The organism is Acinetobacter sp. YH12068_T (assembly GCF_024606005.1).
Taxonomy (GTDB): domain Bacteria; phylum Pseudomonadota; class Gammaproteobacteria; order Pseudomonadales; family Moraxellaceae; genus Acinetobacter; species Acinetobacter amyesii.
On sequence record NZ_CP094555.1, the window covers coordinates 2,498,593 to 2,522,688 of the forward strand.

At 39.8% G+C, this 24,096-nt stretch carries 20 protein-coding genes, 1 other RNA gene, 1 pseudogene and 2 other annotated features; of the genes and pseudogenes, 7 read left to right on the plus strand and 15 right to left on the minus strand.

The genetic code is table 11. The annotated features are described in order from the left end of the window. Window positions 1–29: 29 nt before the first annotated feature. Window positions 30–398 (minus strand): hypothetical protein, encoded by a 369-nt coding sequence (locus tag MST18_RS11930; RefSeq protein WP_180115494.1) that lies wholly within the window; start codon window positions 396–398, stop codon window positions 30–32. A 148-nt stretch (window positions 399–546) separates the two neighbouring features. Further along, the gene (locus tag MST18_RS11935) at window positions 547–1,698 is read right to left on the minus strand and encodes a hypothetical protein (RefSeq protein ID WP_180133761.1); all 1,152 of its coding nucleotides are present in this window, start codon (window positions 1,696–1,698) and stop codon (window positions 547–549) included. A gap of 904 nt (window positions 1,699–2,602) precedes the next feature. Between MST18_RS11935 and MST18_RS11940 the strand changes: the two genes are divergently transcribed. After that, window positions 2,603–3,822 (plus strand): IS3 family transposase gene (locus tag MST18_RS11940; protein WP_180134041.1). Its coding sequence is split into 2 segments (ribosomal slippage): window positions 2,603–2,879 and window positions 2,879–3,822, totalling 1,221 coding nucleotides; the frame shifts between segments, so codons are not numbered across the junction. Further along, window positions 2,878–2,994, plus strand: a sequence feature (AL1L pseudoknot). It overlaps the preceding gene by 117 nt. 410 nt (window positions 3,823–4,232) lie before the next feature. Here MST18_RS11940 and MST18_RS11945 read toward each other — a convergent pair. Together MST18_RS11945 and MST18_RS11950 are read right to left on the minus strand one after the other, a co-directional pair. Continuing rightward, the gene (locus tag MST18_RS11945) at window positions 4,233–5,192 is read right to left on the minus strand and encodes a hypothetical protein (protein ID WP_180063892.1); all 960 of its coding nucleotides are present in this window, start codon (window positions 5,190–5,192) and stop codon (window positions 4,233–4,235) included. A 58-nt stretch (window positions 5,193–5,250) separates the two neighbouring features. Then, complete coding sequence (locus MST18_RS11950; RefSeq protein WP_257227565.1) at window positions 5,251–6,078, minus strand: inovirus Gp2 family protein; 828 nt, start codon at window positions 6,076–6,078, stop codon at window positions 5,251–5,253. A 106-nt stretch (window positions 6,079–6,184) separates the two neighbouring features. On the opposite strand from MST18_RS11950, the gene MST18_RS11955 reads away from it, so the two are divergent. After that, window positions 6,185–7,317, plus strand: a protein-coding gene (locus MST18_RS11955) for an IS3-like element ISAba14 family transposase (RefSeq protein WP_223155595.1) whose coding sequence is annotated in 2 segments (ribosomal slippage) — window positions 6,185–6,437 and window positions 6,437–7,317 — 1,134 coding nt in all. Because the reading frame shifts where the segments join, the coding sequence is not laid out codon by codon here. 31 nt (window positions 7,318–7,348) lie between these two features. On the opposite strand, the gene MST18_RS11960 is transcribed toward MST18_RS11955, so the two are convergent. Together MST18_RS11960 and MST18_RS11965 are read right to left on the minus strand one after the other, a co-directional pair. After that, window positions 7,349–7,531 (minus strand): hypothetical protein, encoded by a 183-nt coding sequence (locus tag MST18_RS11960; protein ID WP_180134006.1) that lies wholly within the window; start codon window positions 7,529–7,531, stop codon window positions 7,349–7,351. Between the two features lie 264 nt (window positions 7,532–7,795). Beyond that, window positions 7,796–9,418, minus strand: coding sequence for a hypothetical protein (locus MST18_RS11965; RefSeq protein ID WP_180063891.1), 1,623 nt, complete (start codon window positions 9,416–9,418; stop codon window positions 7,796–7,798). A 210-nt stretch (window positions 9,419–9,628) separates the two neighbouring features. Between MST18_RS11965 and MST18_RS11970 the strand changes: the two genes are divergently transcribed. Beyond that, complete coding sequence (locus MST18_RS11970; protein WP_180063890.1) at window positions 9,629–10,333, plus strand: hypothetical protein; 705 nt, start codon at window positions 9,629–9,631, stop codon at window positions 10,331–10,333. A 165-nt stretch (window positions 10,334–10,498) separates the two neighbouring features. Here the strand turns inward: MST18_RS11970 and MST18_RS11975 are convergent, their stop codons facing one another. Together MST18_RS11975 and ssrA are read right to left on the minus strand one after the other, a co-directional pair. After that, the gene (locus tag MST18_RS11975) at window positions 10,499–11,635 is read right to left on the minus strand and encodes a tyrosine-type recombinase/integrase (protein ID WP_180063889.1); all 1,137 of its coding nucleotides are present in this window, start codon (window positions 11,633–11,635) and stop codon (window positions 10,499–10,501) included. 184 nt (window positions 11,636–11,819) lie between these two features. Further along, window positions 11,820–12,179, minus strand: a transfer-messenger RNA (tmRNA) gene (ssrA, locus tag MST18_RS11980). 128 nt (window positions 12,180–12,307) lie between these two features. Here ssrA and glpK point away from each other — a divergent pair. Then, entirely contained in the window at window positions 12,308–13,792 is a 1,485-nt protein-coding gene (glpK, locus tag MST18_RS11985) for a glycerol kinase GlpK (RefSeq protein WP_180010036.1), read from the plus strand. 69 nt (window positions 13,793–13,861) lie between these two features. Here glpK and MST18_RS11990 read toward each other — a convergent pair whose 3' ends face one another. From MST18_RS11990 to MST18_RS12000, 3 genes are all read right to left on the minus strand, one after another. Then, window positions 13,862–15,388 carry a DHA2 family efflux MFS transporter permease subunit gene (locus MST18_RS11990; RefSeq protein ID WP_180077364.1) on the minus strand — a complete coding sequence of 509 codons (1,527 nt, stop codon included), beginning with the start codon at window positions 15,386–15,388 and terminating at the stop codon, window positions 13,862–13,864. 6 nt (window positions 15,389–15,394) lie between these two features. Beyond that, window positions 15,395–16,546 (minus strand): efflux RND transporter periplasmic adaptor subunit, encoded by a 1,152-nt coding sequence (locus MST18_RS11995; RefSeq protein WP_180134007.1) that lies wholly within the window; start codon window positions 16,544–16,546, stop codon window positions 15,395–15,397. Between the two features lie 263 nt (window positions 16,547–16,809). Beyond that, complete coding sequence (locus tag MST18_RS12000) at window positions 16,810–17,307, minus strand: thioesterase family protein (RefSeq protein ID WP_180108025.1); 498 nt, start codon at window positions 17,305–17,307, stop codon at window positions 16,810–16,812. 107 nt (window positions 17,308–17,414) lie between these two features. On the opposite strand from MST18_RS12000, the gene hemB reads away from it, so the two are divergent. Together hemB and thiO are read left to right on the plus strand one after the other, a co-directional pair. After that, window positions 17,415–18,428 (plus strand): porphobilinogen synthase, encoded by a 1,014-nt coding sequence (gene hemB, locus MST18_RS12005; protein WP_111885258.1) that lies wholly within the window; start codon window positions 17,415–17,417, stop codon window positions 18,426–18,428. Between the two features lie 137 nt (window positions 18,429–18,565). After that, window positions 18,566–19,690, plus strand: a complete 1,125-nt coding sequence (thiO, locus tag MST18_RS12010; RefSeq protein ID WP_180134008.1) for a glycine oxidase ThiO — start codon at window positions 18,566–18,568, stop codon at window positions 19,688–19,690. Between the two features lie 21 nt (window positions 19,691–19,711). Here the strand turns inward: thiO and MST18_RS12015 are convergent, their stop codons facing one another. The 3 genes from MST18_RS12015 to MST18_RS12025 all read right to left on the minus strand — a co-directional run bounded on the left by MST18_RS12015 (window position 19,712) and on the right by MST18_RS12025 (window position 22,183). Then, window positions 19,712–20,647 carry a TIGR01777 family oxidoreductase gene (locus tag MST18_RS12015; RefSeq protein ID WP_180134009.1) on the minus strand — a complete coding sequence of 312 codons (936 nt, stop codon included), beginning with the start codon at window positions 20,645–20,647 and terminating at the stop codon, window positions 19,712–19,714. A 70-nt stretch (window positions 20,648–20,717) separates the two neighbouring features. Next, on the minus strand, window positions 20,718–21,167 hold the full coding sequence (locus MST18_RS12020) for an ABZJ_00895 family protein (RefSeq protein WP_078193094.1): 450 nt from the start codon (window positions 21,165–21,167) through the stop codon (window positions 20,718–20,720). Between the two features lie 401 nt (window positions 21,168–21,568). Then, window positions 21,569–22,183: a diguanylate cyclase domain-containing protein gene (locus tag MST18_RS12025; protein ID WP_257250074.1), complete on the minus strand. Its 615-nt coding sequence runs from the start codon at window positions 22,181–22,183 to the stop codon at window positions 21,569–21,571. Window positions 22,184–22,255: 72 nt separating this feature from the next. On the opposite strand from MST18_RS12025, the gene MST18_RS12030 reads away from it, so the two are divergent. Further along, window positions 22,256–23,475, plus strand: a protein-coding gene (locus MST18_RS12030; RefSeq protein ID WP_180134041.1) for an IS3 family transposase whose coding sequence is annotated in 2 segments (ribosomal slippage) — window positions 22,256–22,532 and window positions 22,532–23,475 — 1,221 coding nt in all. Because the reading frame shifts where the segments join, the coding sequence is not laid out codon by codon here. After that, window positions 22,531–22,647 (plus strand) — a sequence feature (AL1L pseudoknot). Its footprint overlaps the gene before it by 117 nt. A 38-nt stretch (window positions 23,476–23,513) precedes the next feature. Here the strand turns inward: MST18_RS12030 and MST18_RS12035 are convergent. Next, window positions 23,514–23,825: pseudogene (locus tag MST18_RS12035) on the minus strand (PAS domain-containing protein); the annotation flags it as partial. Window positions 23,826–24,096 lie beyond the last annotated feature (271 nt).

A 24,096-nucleotide genomic window follows, 5' to 3' on the forward strand; every position in this document is an offset into this window, starting at 1 on the left:
GATTTTGCTGTCTTAACCAATGAGATCGGCTAGTTAAAGCTATAACTTACAGTTCCTTCAGTGGTTTCAATATCTACCTGCACCACATTGGCAAAACTGCATTTAGTGATTCTTAATCTAGCAAGTTGCCCCATCTGAAAATGCAATGGAAAGTTAAATCTTCGATCATGACCGATAAAGCTGCACTGTCCGTTATTGACTATGACATTCGTCACCTCTATCGGTTCAGCTGTATTAGAACGAATGGAAATCACTGGAGTACTCCACGAGTACAAACCCGCTTCATTTAACTCTACTGAAAACGTATCAGGATCAAGACTTGAACTGCAGCCTTGTAAAGTCAGTACAGATATAAATGCCAATACAGCAAAGCTCAGATTTTTAAATAAGTTATTCATTATAAATTTTTCCTAAATCGTGTATTCAAATGTAGATATATACTTTCCCAGTCAATTGGCATTGAGAAGAGAAAGCCATTACATCTGGGTAATATGTATTTGAAATTTCTTTATTTTTAAAAAACACTAAAATACAAATTTTTCATTTTCACCCATGACCCAAATACTGAAGCTCATCAGGTTCTTTAGGAATTTCTGGCTTAACGTATTTTTGTAATAATGATTCTGGAGATAAATAGTTTTCTAGGCCAAACTTAAATTTCCATATCGGTGATGTCAGCACGTTTTTAAAAGGTATTGTGTCAATTTCCTCAACAGCATCATTGTTTTTCCAGAATACATTGACCGCACTTTTTTGCTTAAATGTATTCGGCTTAATGATTGGTGAGAGATACAATCTAGAGGTATAGTTCTGCTGATCAGGATTGCCATAGCGTACTAAATAAAAAAATATCCCATCCAAATTCAAGGTGTTATTTTTGGGTGTAAATACATAGCCGATGTTAAGTTGTCCAAAGTTTTCTGCGAGAGAATTTGCTAAATCAGGCGGAACCTTGATGATTAGTTCTGATTTAACCACAGAGGAAACATATCGGCTTTTCTGTTTAAAGTTAATTGTCATTAACTCTTTATCAGCATCATATTGGTAAGCGCTTTCGCTTCCGATTGAAGTAATATCAGGAGCAATATAATTCAACACTCTTTCCAATAATTCAACATCATAGTCGATTACATTATTTAGGGAGTTTTGCTGAGCTTGCTTAACTCGTTCCTCATAATGCTGTGTTTTTTCAAATTCCTGTTTGGGTTTAACCTTTGGTACTTGTAAGGCACGTATATAGTTTATGGCGAGATTGTTAGCATATTTGAAATATTCATCATTACTCAAATCGACTAACATATTGTTGTCTAAGTTATGCCCCGGCATTCCAATAACAATAAGCTGACTCTTATCTAAATGTAATTGTTTCTTGACAAATTCATGATTGTCGGGGAAGAATAAATCATTCTCAAGCTTGCTCGGTTCTTTGTAATGGAGCACATTCATTTTTTCAGGGTAAAAGTAAATCAAATTACTTCGCAGTACATCACTGTCTATTTTCTCCCAACTTTGATCAGGACTGATTTTAGCTTTCGGTACAATCACGACTGATGTTTCAGTAACACTCTGCAAAGCTTCTTTACTTTCTGTTGTTTGCTCTTCTACAGCAGGATCACTTTCAGGCTGATCTTTACTAGAGCAGGCGCCCAGTCCCATCAATAAAATACATAAAGACAGATACTTTAATTTTGTTGTCATCTTGCATCATTCTCTTTTATTGTCCATAAGTGCCTCTCAGAAATCGCAAAGCTGGACTTATGGCGGTTTGATGTTCTTCTTGGAGTTCTGCCTTTTCTTCTGATGTGACTGTTCCGTAGAATGAGTTGATCTACAAATCAGCGATAAAATGATTCAGATGTGCAGGCCAATAAAGGAACAAGCGCCTTTACTGAGCGTCCCCCAATTGCTAAATTTTTAAAATGCGGTTCTATCTTGCGAAGACAACGCCATCGAAAGTGCTGGGGTAAAAAAGAGAATGAATATTTAAGAATGTCGTACGCATGGCGGACTCCTTTGGGTATAAAGAAGTTTCACCACATTACTGCTAAATAATGGTGGCGAAACGAAAAGGGGTTAGCAGACTGATACCCAAAAAGATCAGCACATCCGAAGATGTCCCCCTCCCGTTCCGCCGCAGAGGGGGGCACGTAGGGATGCCCACAAAAAAGAAAGAGACTTTTTCGTGTGCTTTGGGTAAAGCGGTCTGCTAAAACCGACTGACCATGAGGGCCAGCAGGTTAAGGATAATTGGCAGGATTTAAAGTGTCAACGTTGTATTTTTACTAGAATAATCAATTGAGTGTTTTCGCTATACTTCTGATTCAGAATGACTATTGAATAATCAATATCATCTAAACTTCAACTGAGGCTTCAATATCAACATGAATGAGACAACATACTCAATTATAATGGTGTTTAGCTTTATTAAAGGAATCTGTATATGCAGAGTTTGACGTGTATTGGAGGTCCACTGTATGGGCTCGAATATTCACACTCGCAGGATTCATTTAGATACATTGATAAGCAAACAGGCAAAGAAACCCTTTACTGTATGAACCGTACCGGGTTTGTCGGAGACCACTTTTCTTGAGAGAATGTCCCGATGAAAAAAGTAAAATACACCCCTGAAATCAGAGATAGAGCGGTTCAATTATTGATTGAATCCGAAAAAGATTATCCATCGAATTGGGCTGCGATCACAGCAATTGCGCCTAAGATTGGTTGTACTCCTGAAACACTTCGTGTTTGGTATCAAAAATATTTAGATAAACAAAATCCAGTTAAAGTACAGCAGCTTTCAGACCAAGAACGTATCAAACAACTCGAACGCGAAAATAAAGAACTGCAACGCGCCAATGAGATTCTACGTAAAGCAGCCGCTTTTTTCGCCCAGGCGGAGCTCGACCGCCCACACAAATAATGGTGGATTTTATCCATAACAATAAAGATCGATATGGTGTTGATGCGATTTGTAGGATTTTACCGATCGCAGCTTCAACCTATTACCGAACTTTAGATCTCGCTGACAATCCAGAACATCGAGCGAAACGAGATCTACATGATGAGCATCATGCTGAACAAATTCAACGAATTTGGAAAGAAAGTTCAGGTCGATATGGTGTGCGTAAGGTCTGGCAACAATTGAAACGTGAAGGTTATGTTATCGCACGTTGTACAGTTGCTCGATTGATGCAGAAGCTAGCTATACAAGGTGTTTGGCGTGGTAAGAATAAACAAACCACCCGTAGCCGAGATGATCAAAAAAGAGCAGATGATTTAGTGAAACGTAATTTTAATGCTGATCATCCTGACCAACTGTGGGTGAGTGACTTTACGTATATTCAAACTCATTCAGGCTGGGTCTATACCGCCTTTATTATTGATGTATTCTCACGAGCAATTGTTGGATGGAAAGTATCTACACGGATGAATACAGATATGGTGCTCGATGCACTTGAGCAAGCATTGCACGATCGAGGCATGCCAAAGAATGTGATTCATCATTCCGATAGAGGTGTTCAATATCTTTCTATTCGCTATACCAATCGTTTAGAAGCTGCAAATTTACGAGCATCAGTCGGTACGACTGGTGATTCATACGATAATGCTTTGGCTGAAACGGTGAATGGCTTATACAAAACAGAGGTGATTGAATATTTAAAAGCAGATTGGCAAGGTTTAGCAGATGTACAACTTGCGACACTAAACTGGGTAGATTGGTTCAATAAAAAGCGTGTACACAGTGCACTGGGTTATGTATCGCCTTTTGAGTTCGAAGCAATGTACTATGATAAGATTGACCCGTTAGGTCAGGTGGCCTAACTTAAATAAAAAAGTCTCCGACAAACCCGGTACGGTTCAGTAAGCTAATCTTAGACTTTACCCCACCTCAAGCATTCTTCATTGCAGAATCAATGTCTCCTGATTTTGCTTATGCGCTGGCATTACAACTGATGGGGCAAAAATCTCATTCATAGCTTTGTGTTTTATCTCAATTTGTGATCATGCTACGTTCACTGATCTTGTGACTAATCCTACATACTTCCCAACCGATCACCGGTTAACTTAATCAGCTAAGGAAAACTGGCATTCCATTACGTTAAATTAGGAATTATGGGAATAAATAGTGGTAAATAAGCCTAAGTTCAATACTGTACGTATCGAAAGTCCCATCTATCCACTAGATTGAATACAGGGATCTATCTATTTTCATTGACTTGGATGAGCCCCAATCACCGTTTCTTGCCATTGAAGATTTTAAAACCACGTGTTGTGATACATATCTTATTCATCTGCTCATTTACGCTCGTCAGCGTATCAGGTAAGTCACTAAGATCATCCAATGGATTTTTAGGCTCAGGAAAGTTCAAAAGCCCATCTGGGTTATATCCAAAGGGATTACCCTGTGGTTTCTGTACTTCTTCATCTGGAATGTCAAATAAAATACCCATACCGTACGTAACATCTTGCCACAGTCTTAGAAGATCAATTGAATAGTCAATATCATCAGAATAAAAGACTGTTTGAAAGGTGAGGTAGAATCTAATCACGTAACAGTTTCGAGTTGTGTCGCGAATTAAGTGATAATAACTAAATATCACTTGTGAGCGAAACCATGGCAGGAATGTTAACTTCTTTTCAAATTCTCTAAATGATTGAATTACCTGATCGACTGATAGCAACAGTTCAGTACCTGCTGGATAACTCAGATAAAATTTTAAATCAGGCGCATCTACGCTCAATTTGCTGACTTCACAATAAAGGTCACGTAAATGATTAACTCTCTTCTCGTATTGCTCATTAGTTTGATTTAAAGTCTCATGGAAACCAGTAGTTACAAATAACAGTTTCAATTTACTTAAAATATGCTCAGCTAGCCATTTCGCAGTATGTTTGGCTGTTGGATTAAAATAATGCTGACGCGAATCGATTTGCTGTAAGACGGTAAAATAGGCGTTTCTGAATTGTGTCACCCAGAAACTGCAATCTGAATCTCGATGATGAAACATCAGCTCATTCCACTCTCGAAAGTACTCTAGTAATACTTGAGCCGTTTGTTCAATGATTTTCTGAATATGTTCATCATGAGTCATGGGCGGGATGGGTGAACCAAATCGCACTTGAGTAAAGAAGTTGTGTATATCTTGCTCTAAACGTGGTGCAGTCTGGTGTTCAATGTAGGTAATGTCCATGGAGAGTCCTATAAAGTGATATTTTTCATAGAACTGTCCACTCCATATTTTTTTACAGTTAAATGACGATTGGCTCATCCAATAAATCATCTACATCTTGTTCAGACCAAATTCCTACTTCTGCTGATATTGGATGATTGATCTTGTACTTACGACCATGCTCGCGGTAAATTCCTTTAAAGAAAGTTCTTTTATTCGATGGCTTAATCAACATCCTCTGCATGAACTTTTCAGGCTGAGTGAGATAACGGGCAACATTCAAAGCATTCCGCTCTTCTAAAGACTGATAGCGATGAATCATGCCTATCCCTAATAAGCCTCGATCAGCGTATTGTTTTTTCTTTTCAGGGGTATTGTTATTGAGTCCGTAACCTAAACCTTGAGTGATCTTTTGCCACTTTTGAATCACTTCATCAGCCAAGTACCAATCCTTACAACGCTCAGAACCGTTGTAGATCAGCATTAAATGTGCATGGTAGCCTTTTGTAACACCCTGCTCTAATGCCAGCCCATAACCCAAAAGATACTTAAAACAGCCATTCTTATCTTTCAATAAATTACGCACTGACTCAATATGGTTATAGAAATCCTGCACCGTAATATTTGACATAGATACTTTTAAATATCCCAAATCAACACGCACAATCAAGACTTTATAATGATCTTTAAGAATCCTCTGCACGTAAGCTAGAAAACTCTTTTGGTTATCAGTTTCCTGCCCTTCGAACATTCGAATTTCATCTAGGTATAGAGACCTATGACGTCTCAACTGATTTCGAAGATTAGATACTTCTCTATATCGTAACTGTGTCAGATATTCTTCAACCCCTAAATCACCTTGACCAGCTTCAACTAAGCGCACCATTTCTTTAAACGCGCTAACCAAAGTACAGTATTCAACACCAGAGATGGATCCGTAAATTTGAACAACTCCTATAAGTGATATTCTGCTCCTCAAATGATGTTATAAACATCAATATATGGAGTATTTTATGGCACGTAGACCAAGAAGAAATCATTCAAATGATTTTAAAGCTAAGGTAGCACTTGCTGCGATTAAAGCAGAAAAAACACTTGCTGAATTGAGTGCTGAGTTTGATGTTCATCAAAACCAAATTATTGACTGGAAAAATCAATTGATCTCAGCTTCCTCGCAAGCTTTCGATCAATCAAAAGCTCCAACAGAACCACCCATCGATCTAAAAAAACTACATGCAAAAATCGGTGAGCAGGCATTAGAAATTGATTTTTTAGAAGGTGTGTTGAAGAAACTGGGCCGCTTCAACCACAAAAGTTAATCGACGACTCACTTCAGATTTCAGTATCTAAGCAAGCTAAGCTGCTGAAAGTCTCCCGTGGTTGTTATTACTATCGCCCAAAACCTGTGAGTGCATCAGATCTGAAGCTGATGCGATGTATTGATGAATTACATATGCAATATCCTTTTGCAGGCAGTCGTATGATGCGTGATTTGTTGAATCGTCAAGGACATCATATAGGACGACGTCATACACGTACTTTAATGAAGAAAATGGGTATTCAGGCGTTATATTGCAAACCAAATTTAAGCCAGGCTAATCAAGCTCACCGTAAATATCCATATCTGCTCAAAGGGTTGGCTATTCAGCGCAGTAATCAAGTGTGGTCTACGGATATAACGTATATCCCTATGGCAAAAGGCTTTGTTTATTTATGTGCTGTGATTGATTGGCATAGCCGCAAGGTACTTGCGCATAGGGTATCGATTAGTATGGAGGTGGATTTTTGTATTTCGGCTTTAAATGAAGCGATTGAAAAATATGGTCGACCTGAAATATTTAATACAGACCAAGGCAGCCAGTTTACCAGTGATGCATTTATTGATGTATTGAAATCAAATGGCATTCAAATCAGTATGGATGGTAAAGGTCGATGGGTAGATAATGTGATGGTTGAACGATTATGGCGGAGCGTTAAATATGAAGAGGTGTATCTCAAAGCTTATAGCAGTGTCACAGATGCGAAAAAGCAATTAAGTGCATATTTTGAGTTTTATAATTTGAAACGACCTCATTCGAGTCTAGACAAAATGACACCAAATGAGTTTTACTATGATCAGCTACCCCAACAAAACAAGGTGGCTTAACTAGAGCGGAATATCACTTATAAATACGCTTTTAGTTGTTCAAACAAGTGGGACCACCTCTACCCTCTTGATCAAAGACCTTAAATGCAGGAATCAATTTGCAAAGGTGATAAATGAACGATGTATCACATAGCTCAATATTCAATAAGTAATCAACAAAGTTAGTCACTGCATTCATTACAGCAGCTTGATGAGAGAGATCGTATTGCAACATCTGAAGATTCCTTAGTTATGTTTGATGCATAACTAAGGAGTTACAGTTATTTATTATGTATGTGTGATCTACACTGTTGATATCTATGATCTGTATAAGTAAATAGATTTATAATTAGTTCATAAATTAATAATATTATTTACCGACTTAGTCTACAAACCAACTGGAACAAAACTAATCTGTATATAAGGTAGTGTACTTTTCGCTCTCACAACATTCTTGCAATTTTACTCAAATATCTATTTACGAGAGTTAAGGCAGAAATTAGCTTTTATTTTTTTTAGGATTGAACAGTCCATACAGCTTCTGATCCGCTAAGCTTAGGTCCAACTCTTTGCTTTTAAGTGCATACTCAACAGGATCAACTGAAATTCGCTCTAACTCAAGCATAAGAAAAGCATCTTGTTCAGTATTTTGCTTTAACTCTTCATCACCATATCGACAAAAATAAACTCGGTCACAAAGGCTTGCTTTTTGTAATGGTAATCCCACAAGATCAAAATATACTTTTGAACTTACTAACTTGCGCACATCTTTGATGATAAGCATCATTTCGCTACGTAATAGGGTTTGGCTTATGGCGTATAAGATTTTTGCTCTTGATTCTTCAACTAGCTGCTTCAGTGGAATTTGTATAACCTGAGTGTTTTCTTCACAGGAAGTTAGCTGAGATTTAACTTCAGGTAATGTAATTTTAGTTAAATTCCTATCAAACCAATCTAGTAATGATCTTGGCATTGGTGAATTCCCCCACACTTGTGCTTGATCTAAATTTGAAATTTTTATCTGAAGTAAATAGTTAAGTAAGAAATCAATTCTAGTAACATTCGATTGATCAGTGTTCAATGATGATTTCCCCATGCGGAAGCTGGGTAACATAAGTTGTATATACTGACCAAAATTCTTTTCGAATTTACTCACAAAATTAAATTCTTCTCGAATCTCATAGCTCAGTTTGCTTTGAATAATTTGATAATTAGTTTCATCGGATACTTTGGCAAGCTCATTTACAACACTATCGCAAGGGTGTGATGCTTTGTTTGCTTGATCAAATGCAGCCAGATACTGTATAAAATTAAAAGCTTGCTCTACGACAGATGTATATTCATTGGGTAATTTCAAAAAGTAATAATGTCCAAATATCCTCTTTTTACTCCAAATGGAGGCTGAGAGATTTAAGCAATACACCGGAGCAACAGAATTAAGTAAATTATTATTCAATGTTCCATCTAGTTTGGAGCGAAGAATCCCCATGTCAAATAAATCAGCAATTGCTCTTTGCAATGCATTACGGCTCATTCCAGTCCATTTAGATAATTCATAAGTTCCGACATCAAAAATGATCCCATTAGAATCACTAGACAGCACCATGTTCACTAAAACAAGCCACTGCTTATAATTGAGTTCCAACAACTCATTAGCATTTTTTTGCTTATGGCTAATTTTGACATCAAACATTAAACCAAATAAAACTTCCAAAAAATCATGTCGTGGATGACTAGCTACAAGCTCAGAAGCAGTTTTTTTTAACCTCATTTTTTTTATACTTTGTTTACCCAATTTTTTCTCTTTTAACTCTAATGCAGATTGATCACTATCTTTTGCTTTATCTAAAGCAACAATCAACTGGTCAGATGGTTTTCCCCCCCATTGATAACCTACTTGTCTCGGTAGAAGTACTTTATTCAGTTTTATAACTTTTTCTTCTGCCCGTTCGCATAACCCTTTTTCAACCAATACATCCAATGTTTTTTTTAATGTTAACCAATTCACTTTCACGTCTTCAGCCAAAGCCTTCAGATCCGATATTAAAATTTTACGACCTCCATAACAGACCAATAATCTTAGATAAATTATCCGATCTATTGGAGATAAAGTAGTTTCCATCTGCCTTAGCATAAGTATTGAAATTGATCTTAGTTCCCCCTGTCTATTTAGCTTATTCTTGGATTTTTTCATAAAAACAACTATTAAAAATTAAATAACAATTAGTTTAATTTAATATATAATGTTTATTAACATAATTAATTCAATATCGTTTTAATCATTTACTTAATGATTAAAAATCGATTTATCGGATATAAAAATGGAGCCAATATGGGTCGTCCTCAAATTTATTTAAAAGATTGGTGTTTAGAAGATGGTCTACTTAAAGCAGAATTCTTGAAAAACGAATCGGAAAATCCGATAGGTCTAGTTATCAAAGATCCCCAGCAAGGCTACTTTCCAAATTTCAATAACTACCCTCAATTTAAGACAGGAATTTTTAATCTTGGGATGCTGAGGAATGGCACACAAGTTCAAATCACGCAAAGCTGCTATGAAAAATTAAAAGCTAAATTCCGCACTTTTAAGAAAAAAGACAAAGACAAAGACAAAGTTAAGAAGCAATATTATCTAGACCGTAAAACTGCGAATTTTTTATCTAAATTTAAAGAAAAAAACCACTTTGATCGTGAAGAGATTGTCATTGAATATCTAGTCAGCAATAAACAGAACCAAGAACTACAAAATGAACACTTTAAAAAAATAGACCAATCAACTATTCGTGTTCAAAACTTAAAAAATGAATTGGAAAATAATAAAAACTTATGTGCACAAGCCCTAAAAGATACACAAAATTTACGTATTCGCATTGATGCATTAGACGACCTCTTAGCCAGAGCATATATTTTAAATGACTTCTTTAAAGAGACTTTACAAAAGAACGGAGTTAATTTTAACCGACCTATAATTGATGATGAGACTGTTGAAAAGTATAAATTTGAAATAAGAAATAATTTAAGAACCTACTTAGATTGAAAAGTAGTAGAAACTAGCGCTTTTATATATTCTTGTTAGTTACATTCTTATTTTAATGGGCACTAAATTACACTTAGCTGTATTAGCTCAAACCTAATCTGACAGTTACCCGTTTTTTATTGTGTCTGTCAGATTAAATTTGATCTAGATTTTTCTCCTTGTGATTTATTTTAACCAAGCACTCACTTTTGTCCCATACCACTCCATAATCTTTACACGCTCATCCCAATACTGTGCTCGGTTATATGCAGAACGAATACGGTTCTGTGGCACATGCGCAAGCTGACGCTCAATTGCATCTGAATTAAACAAATTTGACTCATTCAGTACTGTACTAAATAGCGATCTAAAACCATGGGTTGTCATTCTACCTGAATAGCCAGAACGCTTAATTACAGCTAAAATTGTTTCACTACGCATAGGTTCTTTATTGTTTAAACGATGTGGGAATAATAGATCTTGGTTGTGAGTCAAACGTAGTGCCTGAAGCTCATCAATCATCATATTTGTTAAGGGTACACGATGGGGTAAACCATTCTTCATACGCTCAGCAGGGATATCCCACTTACGTTCTTCAAGATCAAATTCTTCCCAACGTGCTTGCAACAACTCACTTACTCGAACGCCAGTCAACATAACCAGAATGATTGCATGGTGAGTCTGAGCATCTGCTGGATAGGCTTTAATCCTTCTAAGAAATTCAGGCATTTCACTTTCAGATAATGAAGCCAAATTTTTCACTTTCTTATTCTTAAGCGCATAAACCAAATCACTAGCTGGATTGTCATATCGATAGCCGTGGGCTATGGCATATTTCATCACCATACCGCATCGAGATAGCGTACGTTTAGCTACTTCAGTCGAACCTCTAGCTTCAATTTTTTTAATAACCTGCAAAATCTCAGGTGCCTGAATCTGATTGATTCGTTTATTTGCGAGAGCAATGTAAAGCTCATCTAAAGATGCGCGTACATTACTGATATGCTTTGCTGACCAAGTTTCTCTTTGATTCTCAAACCAATCTTCTGCCACCTCTTTAAAAAATGGCTTGATGTCTTCGTATAAGACTGATTTGGAATGCTTGTATTTCAGCTCAAGGGCAAGCTCTCTCGCTTTCTTTAAACTCATGTCTGGATATAGACCAAGTGATTCTGACTTACGCTCACCATGAACGGTATAGCGCACATTCCAATATTTTTGCCCTGCAGGTGTCACCAATAATGACAAACCATTTTCATCTGAAAGACGATAACGCTTATCTTGGGGCTGTGCTTTTCTGCATTCAGTATCCGTGAGTTTCATCTGTATATACCCTTTATCTAGACTAAAAATAATTGGGTAAATTTTCCCAATAATTACCCGCAGAAGGCAAAAATTGGGTCACACAGCTTAGGACAGGATCGGACAATATAGCCAATAAAAAAGCCCTTAAACATTGAATTTAAGGGCTTTTTCACATTCAGTCGAACATCTCTGAATTGAATTTTGGTGGAGATGGCGGGAGTTGAACCCGCGTCCGCCAGCACTACGCTCGAGAATACTACATGCTTAGATATCGTCTATTGATTTAGCTCTTTGTGACCCGACGAACAGGGTACAAATCGCGATCCTTTAAGATTTAGTATAAGACCCCAAGGCTTGATCTTATACGGACTTGTGTGCGTTCGCTTCAGTCGGGACCCCTAACCACAAGTATTCAGGGATGCGGACAAGCTGCCCTTAGGCAGCTAGAGCGTAAGTTTCGTCGTTTGCGACTAAAATATGCAAATTTGATTTACGAGAGAAAATGCGCTCTCGACATGCATCTATGAGTTTCATCACCAGCGTCGAAGCCAGAAACATCCCCAAAGTAGCGTCATCATAGCATAACTTCAAAAAATTGCGATGCAATTTCGAAACAATTACACATTGATCTGCGCTTAATTACATAATTGCGTTAATATTTTATTTTTCAAGACCGCAAAAGAAAAATATATGAGCTATTTATTGGCACTCGATCAAGGAACGACTTCAAGTCGTGCGATCATTTTTAACGAACATGGACAGGTTCAAGCTACAGCTCAACGGGAAACCCATATTCAAACCCCGCATTCGGGTTGGGTGGAGCAAGATGCTCAAGAAATTTGGAGTACCCAAATTGCCGTCGTACAACAAGCGCTCGCCTCTGCTCGCATCCTCGCAAAAGATATTAAAGCCATTGGTCTGACCAATCAGCGTGAAACCACTGTTGTTTGGGATAAACGCACAGGTCAACCGCTTGCTCCTGCAATTGTTTGGCAAGACCGCCGTGCAACCGAGTGGTGTGGACAACTGACCCAACAAAACCTCAATGACCTCATTCACAAAAAGACCGGTTTACGTATCGATCCCTATTTTAGTGCTGGCAAATTGGTCTGGTTATTAGAACACACACAAGGTCTACGTGAACTCGCAGAGCAAGGTCATGTGGCTTTCGGTACGATTGACAGTTGGTTGGTGTGGAACCTGACGCAAGGTGCAGAGCATGTGATTGAAGCCAGCAATGCCTCACGAACCATGCTGATGAACTTACAGCAACAAGCTTGGGATGAAGAACTCTTAGAATTATTCGATATTCCCCTGTCGGTCCTTCCTAAAATCATCAGTTCAGATGAATATATTGCAGATACCGCTACAGGTTTACTTGGCGCAAACATTCCCATTACCGGCATCTTAGGTGACCAGCAATCTGCGCTATTTGGACAGTCATGCTTTGAAGCAGGAACAGCAAAAAACACCTATGGTACAGGCTGTTTCATGCTCTTTAACACTGGCACCGAAGTTCAATATAGCCACAATAAATTACTCTCGACCCTTGCATGGCAAGCTCAAGGTCAAACCCATTATGCACTTGAAGGCAGTGTATTTATGGCTGGCGCTATCGTGCAATGGCTAAGAGACGGTTTAGGGATTATTCAAAAAAGCAGTGATGTTGAAAAACTTGCGTGCCAAGTTGAACACACCGATGGCGTGGTTCTGGTTCCTGCCTTTACTGGGCTAGGCGCTCCACATTGGGATAGTGATGCCCGCGCCCTCCTCTGTGGAATGTCACGAGGTACCAATAAATCCCACATAGCTCGTGCCGCCTTAGAGGCCATTGCCTTTCAAGTGTCGGATGTATTGACCGCCATGCAGTCAGACCTGTCTAGTCCACTTAAAGAACTCCGGGTCGATGGCGGTGCCAGTAGCAATGATATGCTGATGCAATTTCAGGCCGATATCTTAAATGTGCCTGTACTGCGTCCTAAACTTTTAGAATCAACTGCATGGGGTGCTGCCGCGATGGCCGGACTCAAAGCGGGTGTGTTTTCAAATCTTGATGAAATTGCCGCATCATGGCAATTAGAACGTGCTTTTGAACCAAAAATGAATGCTGATCAACGTGAATTTCATTTGGCTCAGTGGCAATCTGCACTTAAACGGGCGCGCTCGGACCTTTAATTTTTTCCAATCAACGCCGTATGCAATAAAAAACCGCTCGAATGAGCGGTTTTTTATACTTGATGTTATTTAATGTGCATGACCGCCACCCACACCTGCTTTAGGTCGTGGACAGAGCCAAATGATCAGTGCAGCGAATATGAAGACACCTGCCAGAACTAAAAACACATGATTGGCTGAAAGCGTTAAGGCTTCCTTATCCACTAAACTGGAGATATATCCCAAAGCAGCTTCTGAACTCATTCCATGATTCACCAAGGTGTTTTGTACCTCAGTAACATGTAAATTACTGACCATTTCACTGCGTGCGACTTTGGTGTGATCATCCCAAATGGTTACTGCAATCGAGGCTCCAATTGCCCCTGCCATGGTTCTTAAGAAGTTCATCAAACCTGCTGCAGATGCCATGTCTTGTGGCAGTACCGATGCCAAGGCCATATTGGACAAAGGAATAAAGAAAAATGGCACGGCAAAACCTTGTAATATTTGCGGTAAAGCCAAAGCCATAAAGTCCGCATCCGTGGTCCAAAAGGCGCGCATAAGGGTGACTCCGCCCAAAATACTTAAACCAAAACTCGACAAAGCACGTTGATCGTATTTGGTTGCAAGCTTCGCAACAATTGGCGACATGGTCAGACTACCGACGCCCATCGTTGCCGTGAGATAACCTGCCCACGTTGCGGTATAGCCCAAGTTGATCTGTAACCACTGCGGAATCAGGACAATACTGCCAAAAAAGGCACCAAAACCAAAGGCCAAAGCCAAGACCGAAATGGTAAAACTTCTGTACTTAAACAGCAGTATATTCACCACAGGATGCCGTTCAGTCAGCTCCCAAATCGTAAAAACGATCAACCCGACAAATGCCGTCAGTGCCAGCACCACGATAAATGGATTATTAAACCAATCTCGCTCATGGCCCAAGTCCAACATCAATTGCAAGGCACCGATCCACAACACCAACAGCAGTAAACCACCGCGGTCAATTTTCAATTTCTGTGTAGGTGTTTCAGCCGTTTTCAGTAAGCGCATCGCTGCGATAGCACAACCGATCCCGACAGGAATATTGATAAAGAAAATCCAATGCCAAGATAAATTATCACTGATCGTACCACCCAAAATTGGACCTAAAATGGGGCCAACCACAGTGGTCATTGCCCACATCCCCATGGCTTGCGATTGCTTTTCAGGAGGGAAAATGCGCATTAACAACGTTTGGCTCAGTGGCATAATTGGGCCACCAAACAAACCTTGCCCAATTCGACAAAACACCAACATTTCCAAACTGGTCGATAAACCACACAGTATCGAAAATACCGTAAAGCCAAACAGGCTGATCACAAAAACCCGTACAGAACCAAAGCGCCCAGCGAGCCAACCGGTTAATGGCACACAAATCGCTTCTGCCACAGCATAGGAGGTAATGACCCATGTCCCTTGGGATGCCGACACTGCAAGACTGCCGGTGATATGCGGCACTGAAACATTGGCAATGGTCATGTCGAGCACAACCATAAAGTTCGCCAACGCCAAGACCAAGGCAGCGAGAATCAGACGACCACCTTTTAGGTCAGTCATTTGCATTTGCTGATTCATAGGCAATTACTTCGATTTCAGGTCAATCGTCGCTTCCATAGACAGCCCCACACGGAGTGGGTGTTCTGCCAACTCTTTTGGATCTAAATGAATCCTCACAGGTAAACGCTGAACCACTTTAATCCAGTTTCCTGTGGCATTTTGTGCTGGAATCAAGGCAAATGCTGAACCTGTGCCACCAGAAAAACCAGTGACTATGCCATTAAATTTAACTTTGTCACCATACAGATCAGACGTCAGTTCAACTTTTTGACCCGCTTGCACCCCTGCCAATTGACTTTCTTTAAAGTTGGCATCGACATATAACTGAGAGATAGGCACCACCATCATTAATGACGTTCCCGGTGCAATGCGTTGCCCAACTTGAATATTACGACGTGTCACCACACCATCAAAAGGTGCTTTGATTTGTGTACGTTCTAAGTCTAACTGGGCTTGTTGTAGACGTGCTTGCGCAACTAAAACATCTGGGGTTGAGTTTTCATTGCTGTCTTGAATTAATGCATCATTCGCCGCTTTATTACTTTGCGCCGCTTTTTGACTAGATTTGGCTTGAGCGAGCCCTGCTTGAGCCACATCAAAACTGGCTTTAGCGGTATTCACAGCACTTTGCGCTGTGCTTAATTCTTCTTTAGAAATCGCACCCGAAGCAGCCAATTGTTGACGACGTTGTAATTCATCTTGAGCTTTATTCAGATCGGCTTGTGCCTTGGCGACTTGTGCGCTTGCACTATGAATTGCATCATCACTGACAAAGATTTGTGAGTTTAAAGAACTACTATTCGCCGCAGTTTGTTTGTATTGGCGTTTTGCTTTAAGTAATTCAGCCTGAGCTTGAGCTAAGGCAATTTCAGCATCACGAGCATCAATGCGAACAAGCACATCGCCTTTTTTCACTTGCTGCGTATCACTCACCAAAACCTCTGCCACTTGCCCCGTGACCATCGAGGTAATCGACGCTGTTTCTGCACCGACATAGGCATTATCGGTACTGACGGAATGATTTAGAAATATTGACCAAATCAAATACATCACCAAAGCAATCACGATCAATACAGCCACTATACCAAGGCCTTTTTTTCTGCGTGCTTTTAATTCCTGATCGGTGGGCTGCTCTGTAGATGGGGTTTCTGGCAGGTTACTAACGGTATCTGTCATAGATTTGTCCTAAATCTAGCAGACTTGGTCATGGCATCATGAGCTTTGCAAAGCATGTCAACTTTGCTGTCAGATAATGGTGTCGTGAGAAAGTCTATCTTCTTCAATTTTCCGGCATTTTAAAGCTAAAAAATCATATCCTGAGAATAGAAAATGTAACTCGTCAGTCTTTTTTTTCGTCGGCAACAGGATAAAATCATGCCCTGCTGCCAATGCTGGACTTTATTTTTTCATCATTTTGAATGTGTTAACTTAAAAATGGCTTAATAAGCATACGATGCAATCGCCGTTGCAATCGCTTTACCTTCATCATTAACCATGGTCATACGCATAGTGCAACCCTTACGGCCTAAACGTAAGGTTTCAGCTCGTGCAACGAAATACTGTCCACGTCCTGGCGCCAAATAATCCACACGCATATCGACGGTCGCTAAGCGAGATACCTTTTTACTCGTTTCTGCTAGATCTTCAGCTGTGGCCTTTTTATACAATTCAGCCATTGCTGAAATACCACCGATACTATCGAGTAAGGTTGCCGCTACACCACCATGTAAAATTTGGAATGCGACATTTCCTATTAGATTACTGGCCATGTCGACACGTGCTTCGATCTGACCATCAATCACCGTCATTTTCATGGCATTGTGTAAAAAAAATGGGGAGCTGTTAAATGCTTGAGCAATGTTATTTAATAAAGTATCGATTTCATTCTTCGAGTTTAGGTCAATATTACCGGTCCAACTCTTATTTACATCTGTCATAGCCTACTCGAATCGCTGTCATTGAATAAAAAAATAATACGGGGTGCGCCAAACCCTCATTATGCGTCTACAATAGTCAAAGTTTAATACTGATCAATGAGATTGTTATGACCTATACGTTCAATCGTCCAGCTTTTCCTGCCACTCGCATGCGTCGCATTCGTAAAAATGACCAGCTTCGCGCTATGGTGCGTGAAACTCAACTGACGACTGATCATCTCATTTATCCAGTATTTGTGTTGCCAGGCCAGCAACAAACTCAAGATATTCCAAGCATGCCAAACGTACAGCGTCTATCTGCTGACTTGTTACTAAGAAAGGCAGAACGTTTACTCGAATTGGGTGTTTCAAAATTAGCTTTGTTCCCAGTTACACCACAGGAAGACAAAAGCTTAACGGCTGAAGCAGCTTGGCATGAAGATGGCTTAGTCCAAAGCACCATCCGCTTATTAAAAAAAGAACTACCAGAAATGGTTCTCATCACTGATGGTGCACTCGACCCATATACCACACATGGTCAAGACGGGATTATTGATGATACCGGCTATGTACTGAATGATGAAACCGTTGAATGCTTAATTAAACAAGCGCTCAGCCATGCCGAAGCGGGTGCAGATGTGGTTGCACCAAGTGACATGATGGATGGTCGTATCGGTGCAATTCGCCAAGCCCTTGAAGCCAATGGCCATATCTATACCAACATCATGGCTTATTCTGCAAAATATGCGTCTAGCTTTTACGGGCCATTCCGTGATGCGGTAGGTTCTTCAAGCAACCTCAAAGGTGGCAATAAATATAACTATCAAATGGACATCGGTAACCGTGCAGAAGCTTTACATGAAATCGCACTGGATATCCAAGAAGGCGCCGACATGGTGATTGTAAAACCGGGTATGCCGTATTTAGATATCGTCCGTGAAGTCAAAGATAATTTCGGTGTTCCAACATTTGTCTATCAAGTGAGTGGCGAATACGCCATGTTGGCAGGTGCCATTCAAAATGGTTGGCTGTCTGAAAACGTGATTATCGAATCGCTTATGAGCTGCCGCCGTGCAGGTGCAGATGGGATCTGGACTTACTTTGCTGAAGATGCAGCACTCATGTTGAAAGACATGAAATAACCTGCAAAGCCTTCCTGAAATGGTAACGTTCAGGAAGGCTTTTTTATATCTGTAAAATTTAAAAAACAGTCTTGGAAGAAAAACTTCGGCGTTGCTGAAGTTAAGATCAAACTCATACATTCATCGGTTAAAAGAACATGAATATTGCCATTATTGGGGCGGGTATTAGTGGTTTACTCAGCGCATTAGAACTGGTTGAACGCGGTTGTACGGTGACGATTTTCGACCAACAACGCACAGGTTCTGCCGCATCATGGGCTGGTGGTGGCATCCTCTCACCGATGTATCCTTGGCGATATCCCAATGAAGTCAATGCGCTCGCACGTTATGGCAAGCAGAGCTACCAAAAATGGAATGAAAAATTAAAACCTATGACTGGGATTGATTTTGAAATTCATGAAACTGGCATGTTGATTTTTGATGAAGATGATTTTGAAATTGGCTTAGATTATGCCCGTTTGCACCAAGACCCAATGCAACACGCTGATTATTTACAATCCGATCAAATTGAGCAGATTAATCCTCACATTTCAGCACGCTTTGCACATGGCATTTATTTTTCGCAATTAGCCAACATCCGTAATCCACGACTTTTGCAGTCATTAACGGCTTATTTACAGCAGCATCCCAAAGTTCAGATTTATGAACATTGTCTGATCCACCAATTAAACCGTTCGGACAATCGTATCCAGTCCATCACCACCGCAGATGGCAAACAACATACAGCTGATCAATTCGTTATTGCCACGGGCGCTTGGTCAGCCGCATGGAGTGAACAACTAGACATTGAGATACCCGTACAACCCGTGCAGGGACAAATGCTTCTCTTTAAAACCCCGCAAAATTGGTTGCCGACCATGTGCATGAATAAAGTCATGTACTTGATTCCACGCCAAGACGGTCATGTGGTTTGCGGCTCAAGTATGCGCCAATGTGGCTTTGATACTCAGACAACAAATACAACCTTGCAGCATATTCAAAAATCCTGCTTTGACATGGTACCAGAGCTTGCCAACTTTCCGATTGTGAAATCTTGGGCTGGCCTGCGCCCATCTTCGCCTGAAGGGATTCCATATATTGGACAGATGCCAAATTTCGATAATCTATGGGCAAACTTTGGGCATTTTAGAAATGGTTTATGCATGGGACCTGCTTCAGCTCAGCTATTGGCTGAACTGATGACTGGGCAAACGCCTTCATTCAATGCAGACCACTATAGTCCGACTCGCCTGTTTCAAGATGCATTGTTAAGCGTCGAATAATGCTCAATAGGTCAATTTCAACTAAGCCAATAAATCCTGCAAGGCTTCTTTTAACGTCGGAAATTTAAACTCAAAGCCTTGCTGTAATAATGCGGCTGGCTGAACCAATTGACCATTTAAAATTAATTGCGATTGCTCACCCAATAAAATTTTAAAGATAGTTGCAGGCACATTGAGCCACGGCTTTTTGGCTAATTGACGTGCTGCAATCTGCGCAAACTGAGCCTGCGTCGTTTTTTCCGGCGCAACCAAATTGAAAATATGCGGATCGATTGGCGTGGGTTCAAGCAACCCATATTTTTTCTCTGCTTGTTTCATTAAAAACAGCATACTTCGGATCACATCTTGTATATGTATCCACACAAAAGGCTGCCGACCAGAACCTATTTTATTGACCAAATTGAACTGAATCGGTCGCAACATTTGCGGTAAGATCCCGCCACCTTCAGCCAAGACCACACCTAGTCGTGTGATAATGGTATTTTGTTCAGGAAATTGGCGTGTGACTTGCTCCCAACTTTGGCATAGCTCTGACATAAAAATGGCTTGTGGTGCAGTATTTTCATCGCACACTTTTGTCCATTGTTCTTCAATATCAATACCATAATAGCCAACAGCCGAACCTGAAATAATGCATTTCGGAAAAATTTTACGTTTACGTAAATATTGATACAGCGCTTCTGTGGTTTTGACCCGACTTTCTAATAATTGCTGTTTACGCGTCTCTGTCCAACGACCTTTGCCGATACTTTCACCTGCAAGATTAATCACATAATCAATTCTGTCATGAGGAATTTGATCGAGCTGCTGTACCCAAGTTAAATGTGGTGATTTAGAAATACGCCCAGCCTTACGACTGAGCCCAATCACTTTATAATCCGCAGCTAAAAGTGCCTTGATGAGATGTGTGCCAATAAAACCGCTGCCACCCGTCATCAGTACTGTGGGCTGATGCATAATTTGTTCTTATCTATCTATATGAAATAATACTATTATCTATAGAACAAGATTACCAAACGATCAAGCTTTATGCACCAAACTTTTGAGCAGCCATCCGCTGTGCTTGCGGACCATAAAACCAATAGGTGATTAAATACAAAGGGATAGCCATCAGTAACAACATGATCACCATTAAACTCATAAACTGAGGATGTTGAACATAGAGCATTAAATTTTGCCAAATTTCAGGATCTTTTCTTGAAAAAATTGCGATACCCAAAAGTACAAAAGCTAAATTATATAACCAAAAAATCAGGCTAAAACCTAGGGTAAATTTTTTACGCTCTGCCTGTGTCGGTGCTCTCTGATTTTTATTTAAAAACCGAAATAACACCACGATCATGGCAATCAGGTAGGGTACGACCGTTAAAATACCACCTACACCCTGTGGCAATAATGCAGCGATCACACCGCAAATACAGGTCATGATTAAACAAATGAAAAAAAACAATAAAAAATAACGTGTTAAAGACACCATGACCCTAACCCAAGAAGAAGTTGACACCTAGTATAAAAAAAAATGCATTTTTTTTCATTTTCATGTCAACCAATCTGTAAACGGCTACGTTATATAGGGTACAAGGTCTGTAGCAACCGATGATTTGGACGGCATCTACAATGTTTCGGTGACCTTTTTAAAAGCAATAAGCTTCATTTTGAATTTAAGTATGAACAGCAGCCATCACTTAAATTTAAAATCGATTTTTTGACCGACGATTTCATCATCACTCGAATCGTCGGTCTTTTATTTTGTGCCTCATGCATTTAGCATCGAATTTTATTCTTATATTCTACACCCCAAAAAAAATCAGCCGATAAAATATCGACTGACTGAAAAATCTATGCAACTTTAAAATAAGTCACAACTGTAAATCTATGTTATGCAGCACAGTAGCGATTACGCCCCTGTCTTTTCGCTACATAGAGGTTTTTATCAACTTGATCCAGAAATTGCATTGGATTATCCAGATCTGAAGGAATAATGGTTTTTACCCCCATGCTGAGTGTGACGAGTTCCGACACAGCAGAGGCTTTATGCGGTAATCGTGCAGCACGCACGGCATCCATAATTCTATCGGCCATCACTGCTGCTGCGGCTTCATTGGTCTCTGGTAAAATCCAAGCAAACTCCTCGCCACCAAAACGCGCAACTAAATCACGAGGTCGTGTACAACAAGATTCCAAACTTTTTGCAATTTGACGCAGACATGTATCCCCAATCACATGACCATTCAAGTCATTGTATTGTTTAAAATAATCTAAATCGATCAAAATTAAACTCAGCGGCTTTTGCGTGCGGATTGCGTTTAACCATTCACGCTGGTAAAAGTCATCAAACAAACGTCGATTTGCAATACCAGTTAAGCCATCTTTATATGAATATTCTTCGAGCTGACGTTGCAATTTTTGTAGTTGTTCCTCTTGTTTTTTCCGCTCGGAAATATCAAACATAAAGCCGACAAGACAATCTACATCACCATTTGGTTTACGCACGACATGAACAACATCACGTATCTGAACCGTACCGGGTTTGTCGGAGACCACTTTTCTTGAGAGAATGTCCCGATGAAAAAAGTAAAATACACCCCTGAAATCAGAGATAGAGCGGTTCAATTATTGATTGAATCCGAAAAAGATTATCCATCGAATTGGGCTGCGATCACAGCAATTGCGCCTAAGATTGGTTGTACTCCTGAAACACTTCGTGTTTGGTATCAAAAATATTTAGATAAACAAAATCCAGTTAAAGTACAGCAGCTTTCAGACCAAGAACGTATCAAACAACTCGAACGCGAAAATAAAGAACTGCAACGCGCCAATGAGATTCTACGTAAAGCAGCCGCTTTTTTCGCCCAGGCGGAGCTCGACCGCCCACACAAATAATGGTGGATTTTATCCATAACAATAAAGATCGATATGGTGTTGATGCGATTTGTAGGATTTTACCGATCGCAGCTTCAACCTATTACCGAACTTTAGATCTCGCTGACAATCCAGAACATCGAGCGAAACGAGATCTACATGATGAGCATCATGCTGAACAAATTCAACGAATTTGGAAAGAAAGTTCAGGTCGATATGGTGTGCGTAAGGTCTGGCAACAATTGAAACGTGAAGGTTATGTTATCGCACGTTGTACAGTTGCTCGATTGATGCAGAAGCTAGCTATACAAGGTGTTTGGCGTGGTAAGAATAAACAAACCACCCGTAGCCGAGATGATCAAAAAAGAGCAGATGATTTAGTGAAACGTAATTTTAATGCTGATCATCCTGACCAACTGTGGGTGAGTGACTTTACGTATATTCAAACTCATTCAGGCTGGGTCTATACCGCCTTTATTATTGATGTATTCTCACGAGCAATTGTTGGATGGAAAGTATCTACACGGATGAATACAGATATGGTGCTCGATGCACTTGAGCAAGCATTGCACGATCGAGGCATGCCAAAGAATGTGATTCATCATTCCGATAGAGGTGTTCAATATCTTTCTATTCGCTATACCAATCGTTTAGAAGCTGCAAATTTACGAGCATCAGTCGGTACGACTGGTGATTCATACGATAATGCTTTGGCTGAAACGGTGAATGGCTTATACAAAACAGAGGTGATTGAATATTTAAAAGCAGATTGGCAAGGTTTAGCAGATGTACAACTTGCGACACTAAACTGGGTAGATTGGTTCAATAAAAAGCGTGTACACAGTGCACTGGGTTATGTATCGCCTTTTGAGTTCGAAGCAATGTACTATGATAAGATTGACCCGTTAGGTCAGGTGGCCTAACTTAAATAAAAAAGTCTCCGACAAACCCGGTACGGTTCAATCCAAAGATATGAACCATCTTCTTTAAGTGCACGATAATCTGCTTCATGATCTATACCAGCCATCGACTGTGAAACACAATAATTCAGTACATAATTACGGTCTTCCTCGTGCATACGTGATGCCCAATCATCTACCGTTTTCCAACTACTTTGTTTCCAACCGAGTAACTTTTCAATTTGCGGTCCAATATAACTAAATGTTTTACTGTCCCAATCAATACACCAAGGAATGGCTAATGTAGACTCTAGTAAAGTCTTATACACCATACTATTTGCAAGTTTTTCTTCGTCAAAAGGATTATTTGGCATGTTGCATCTCCTGCTACCCCAAATGCAGGTAATACACCTGCTGTACAATAATTCACCTATATACAGGATTAGAACAACATTTTATATTCCTAGTTCTTGGTATTTTTTAACCTAATTTCAGATCTCTACTATTTGAAATGTGTAATCCATCAAAGAAAATATAATTACAATGAACCAGCACTACTATTTTGAAATTCAAAGTTATGATACCAAGCTTTAAGTTGTGTATTATTCTGCCGTTTTTGGTTGGTCATTTACACGAGTTACAGGA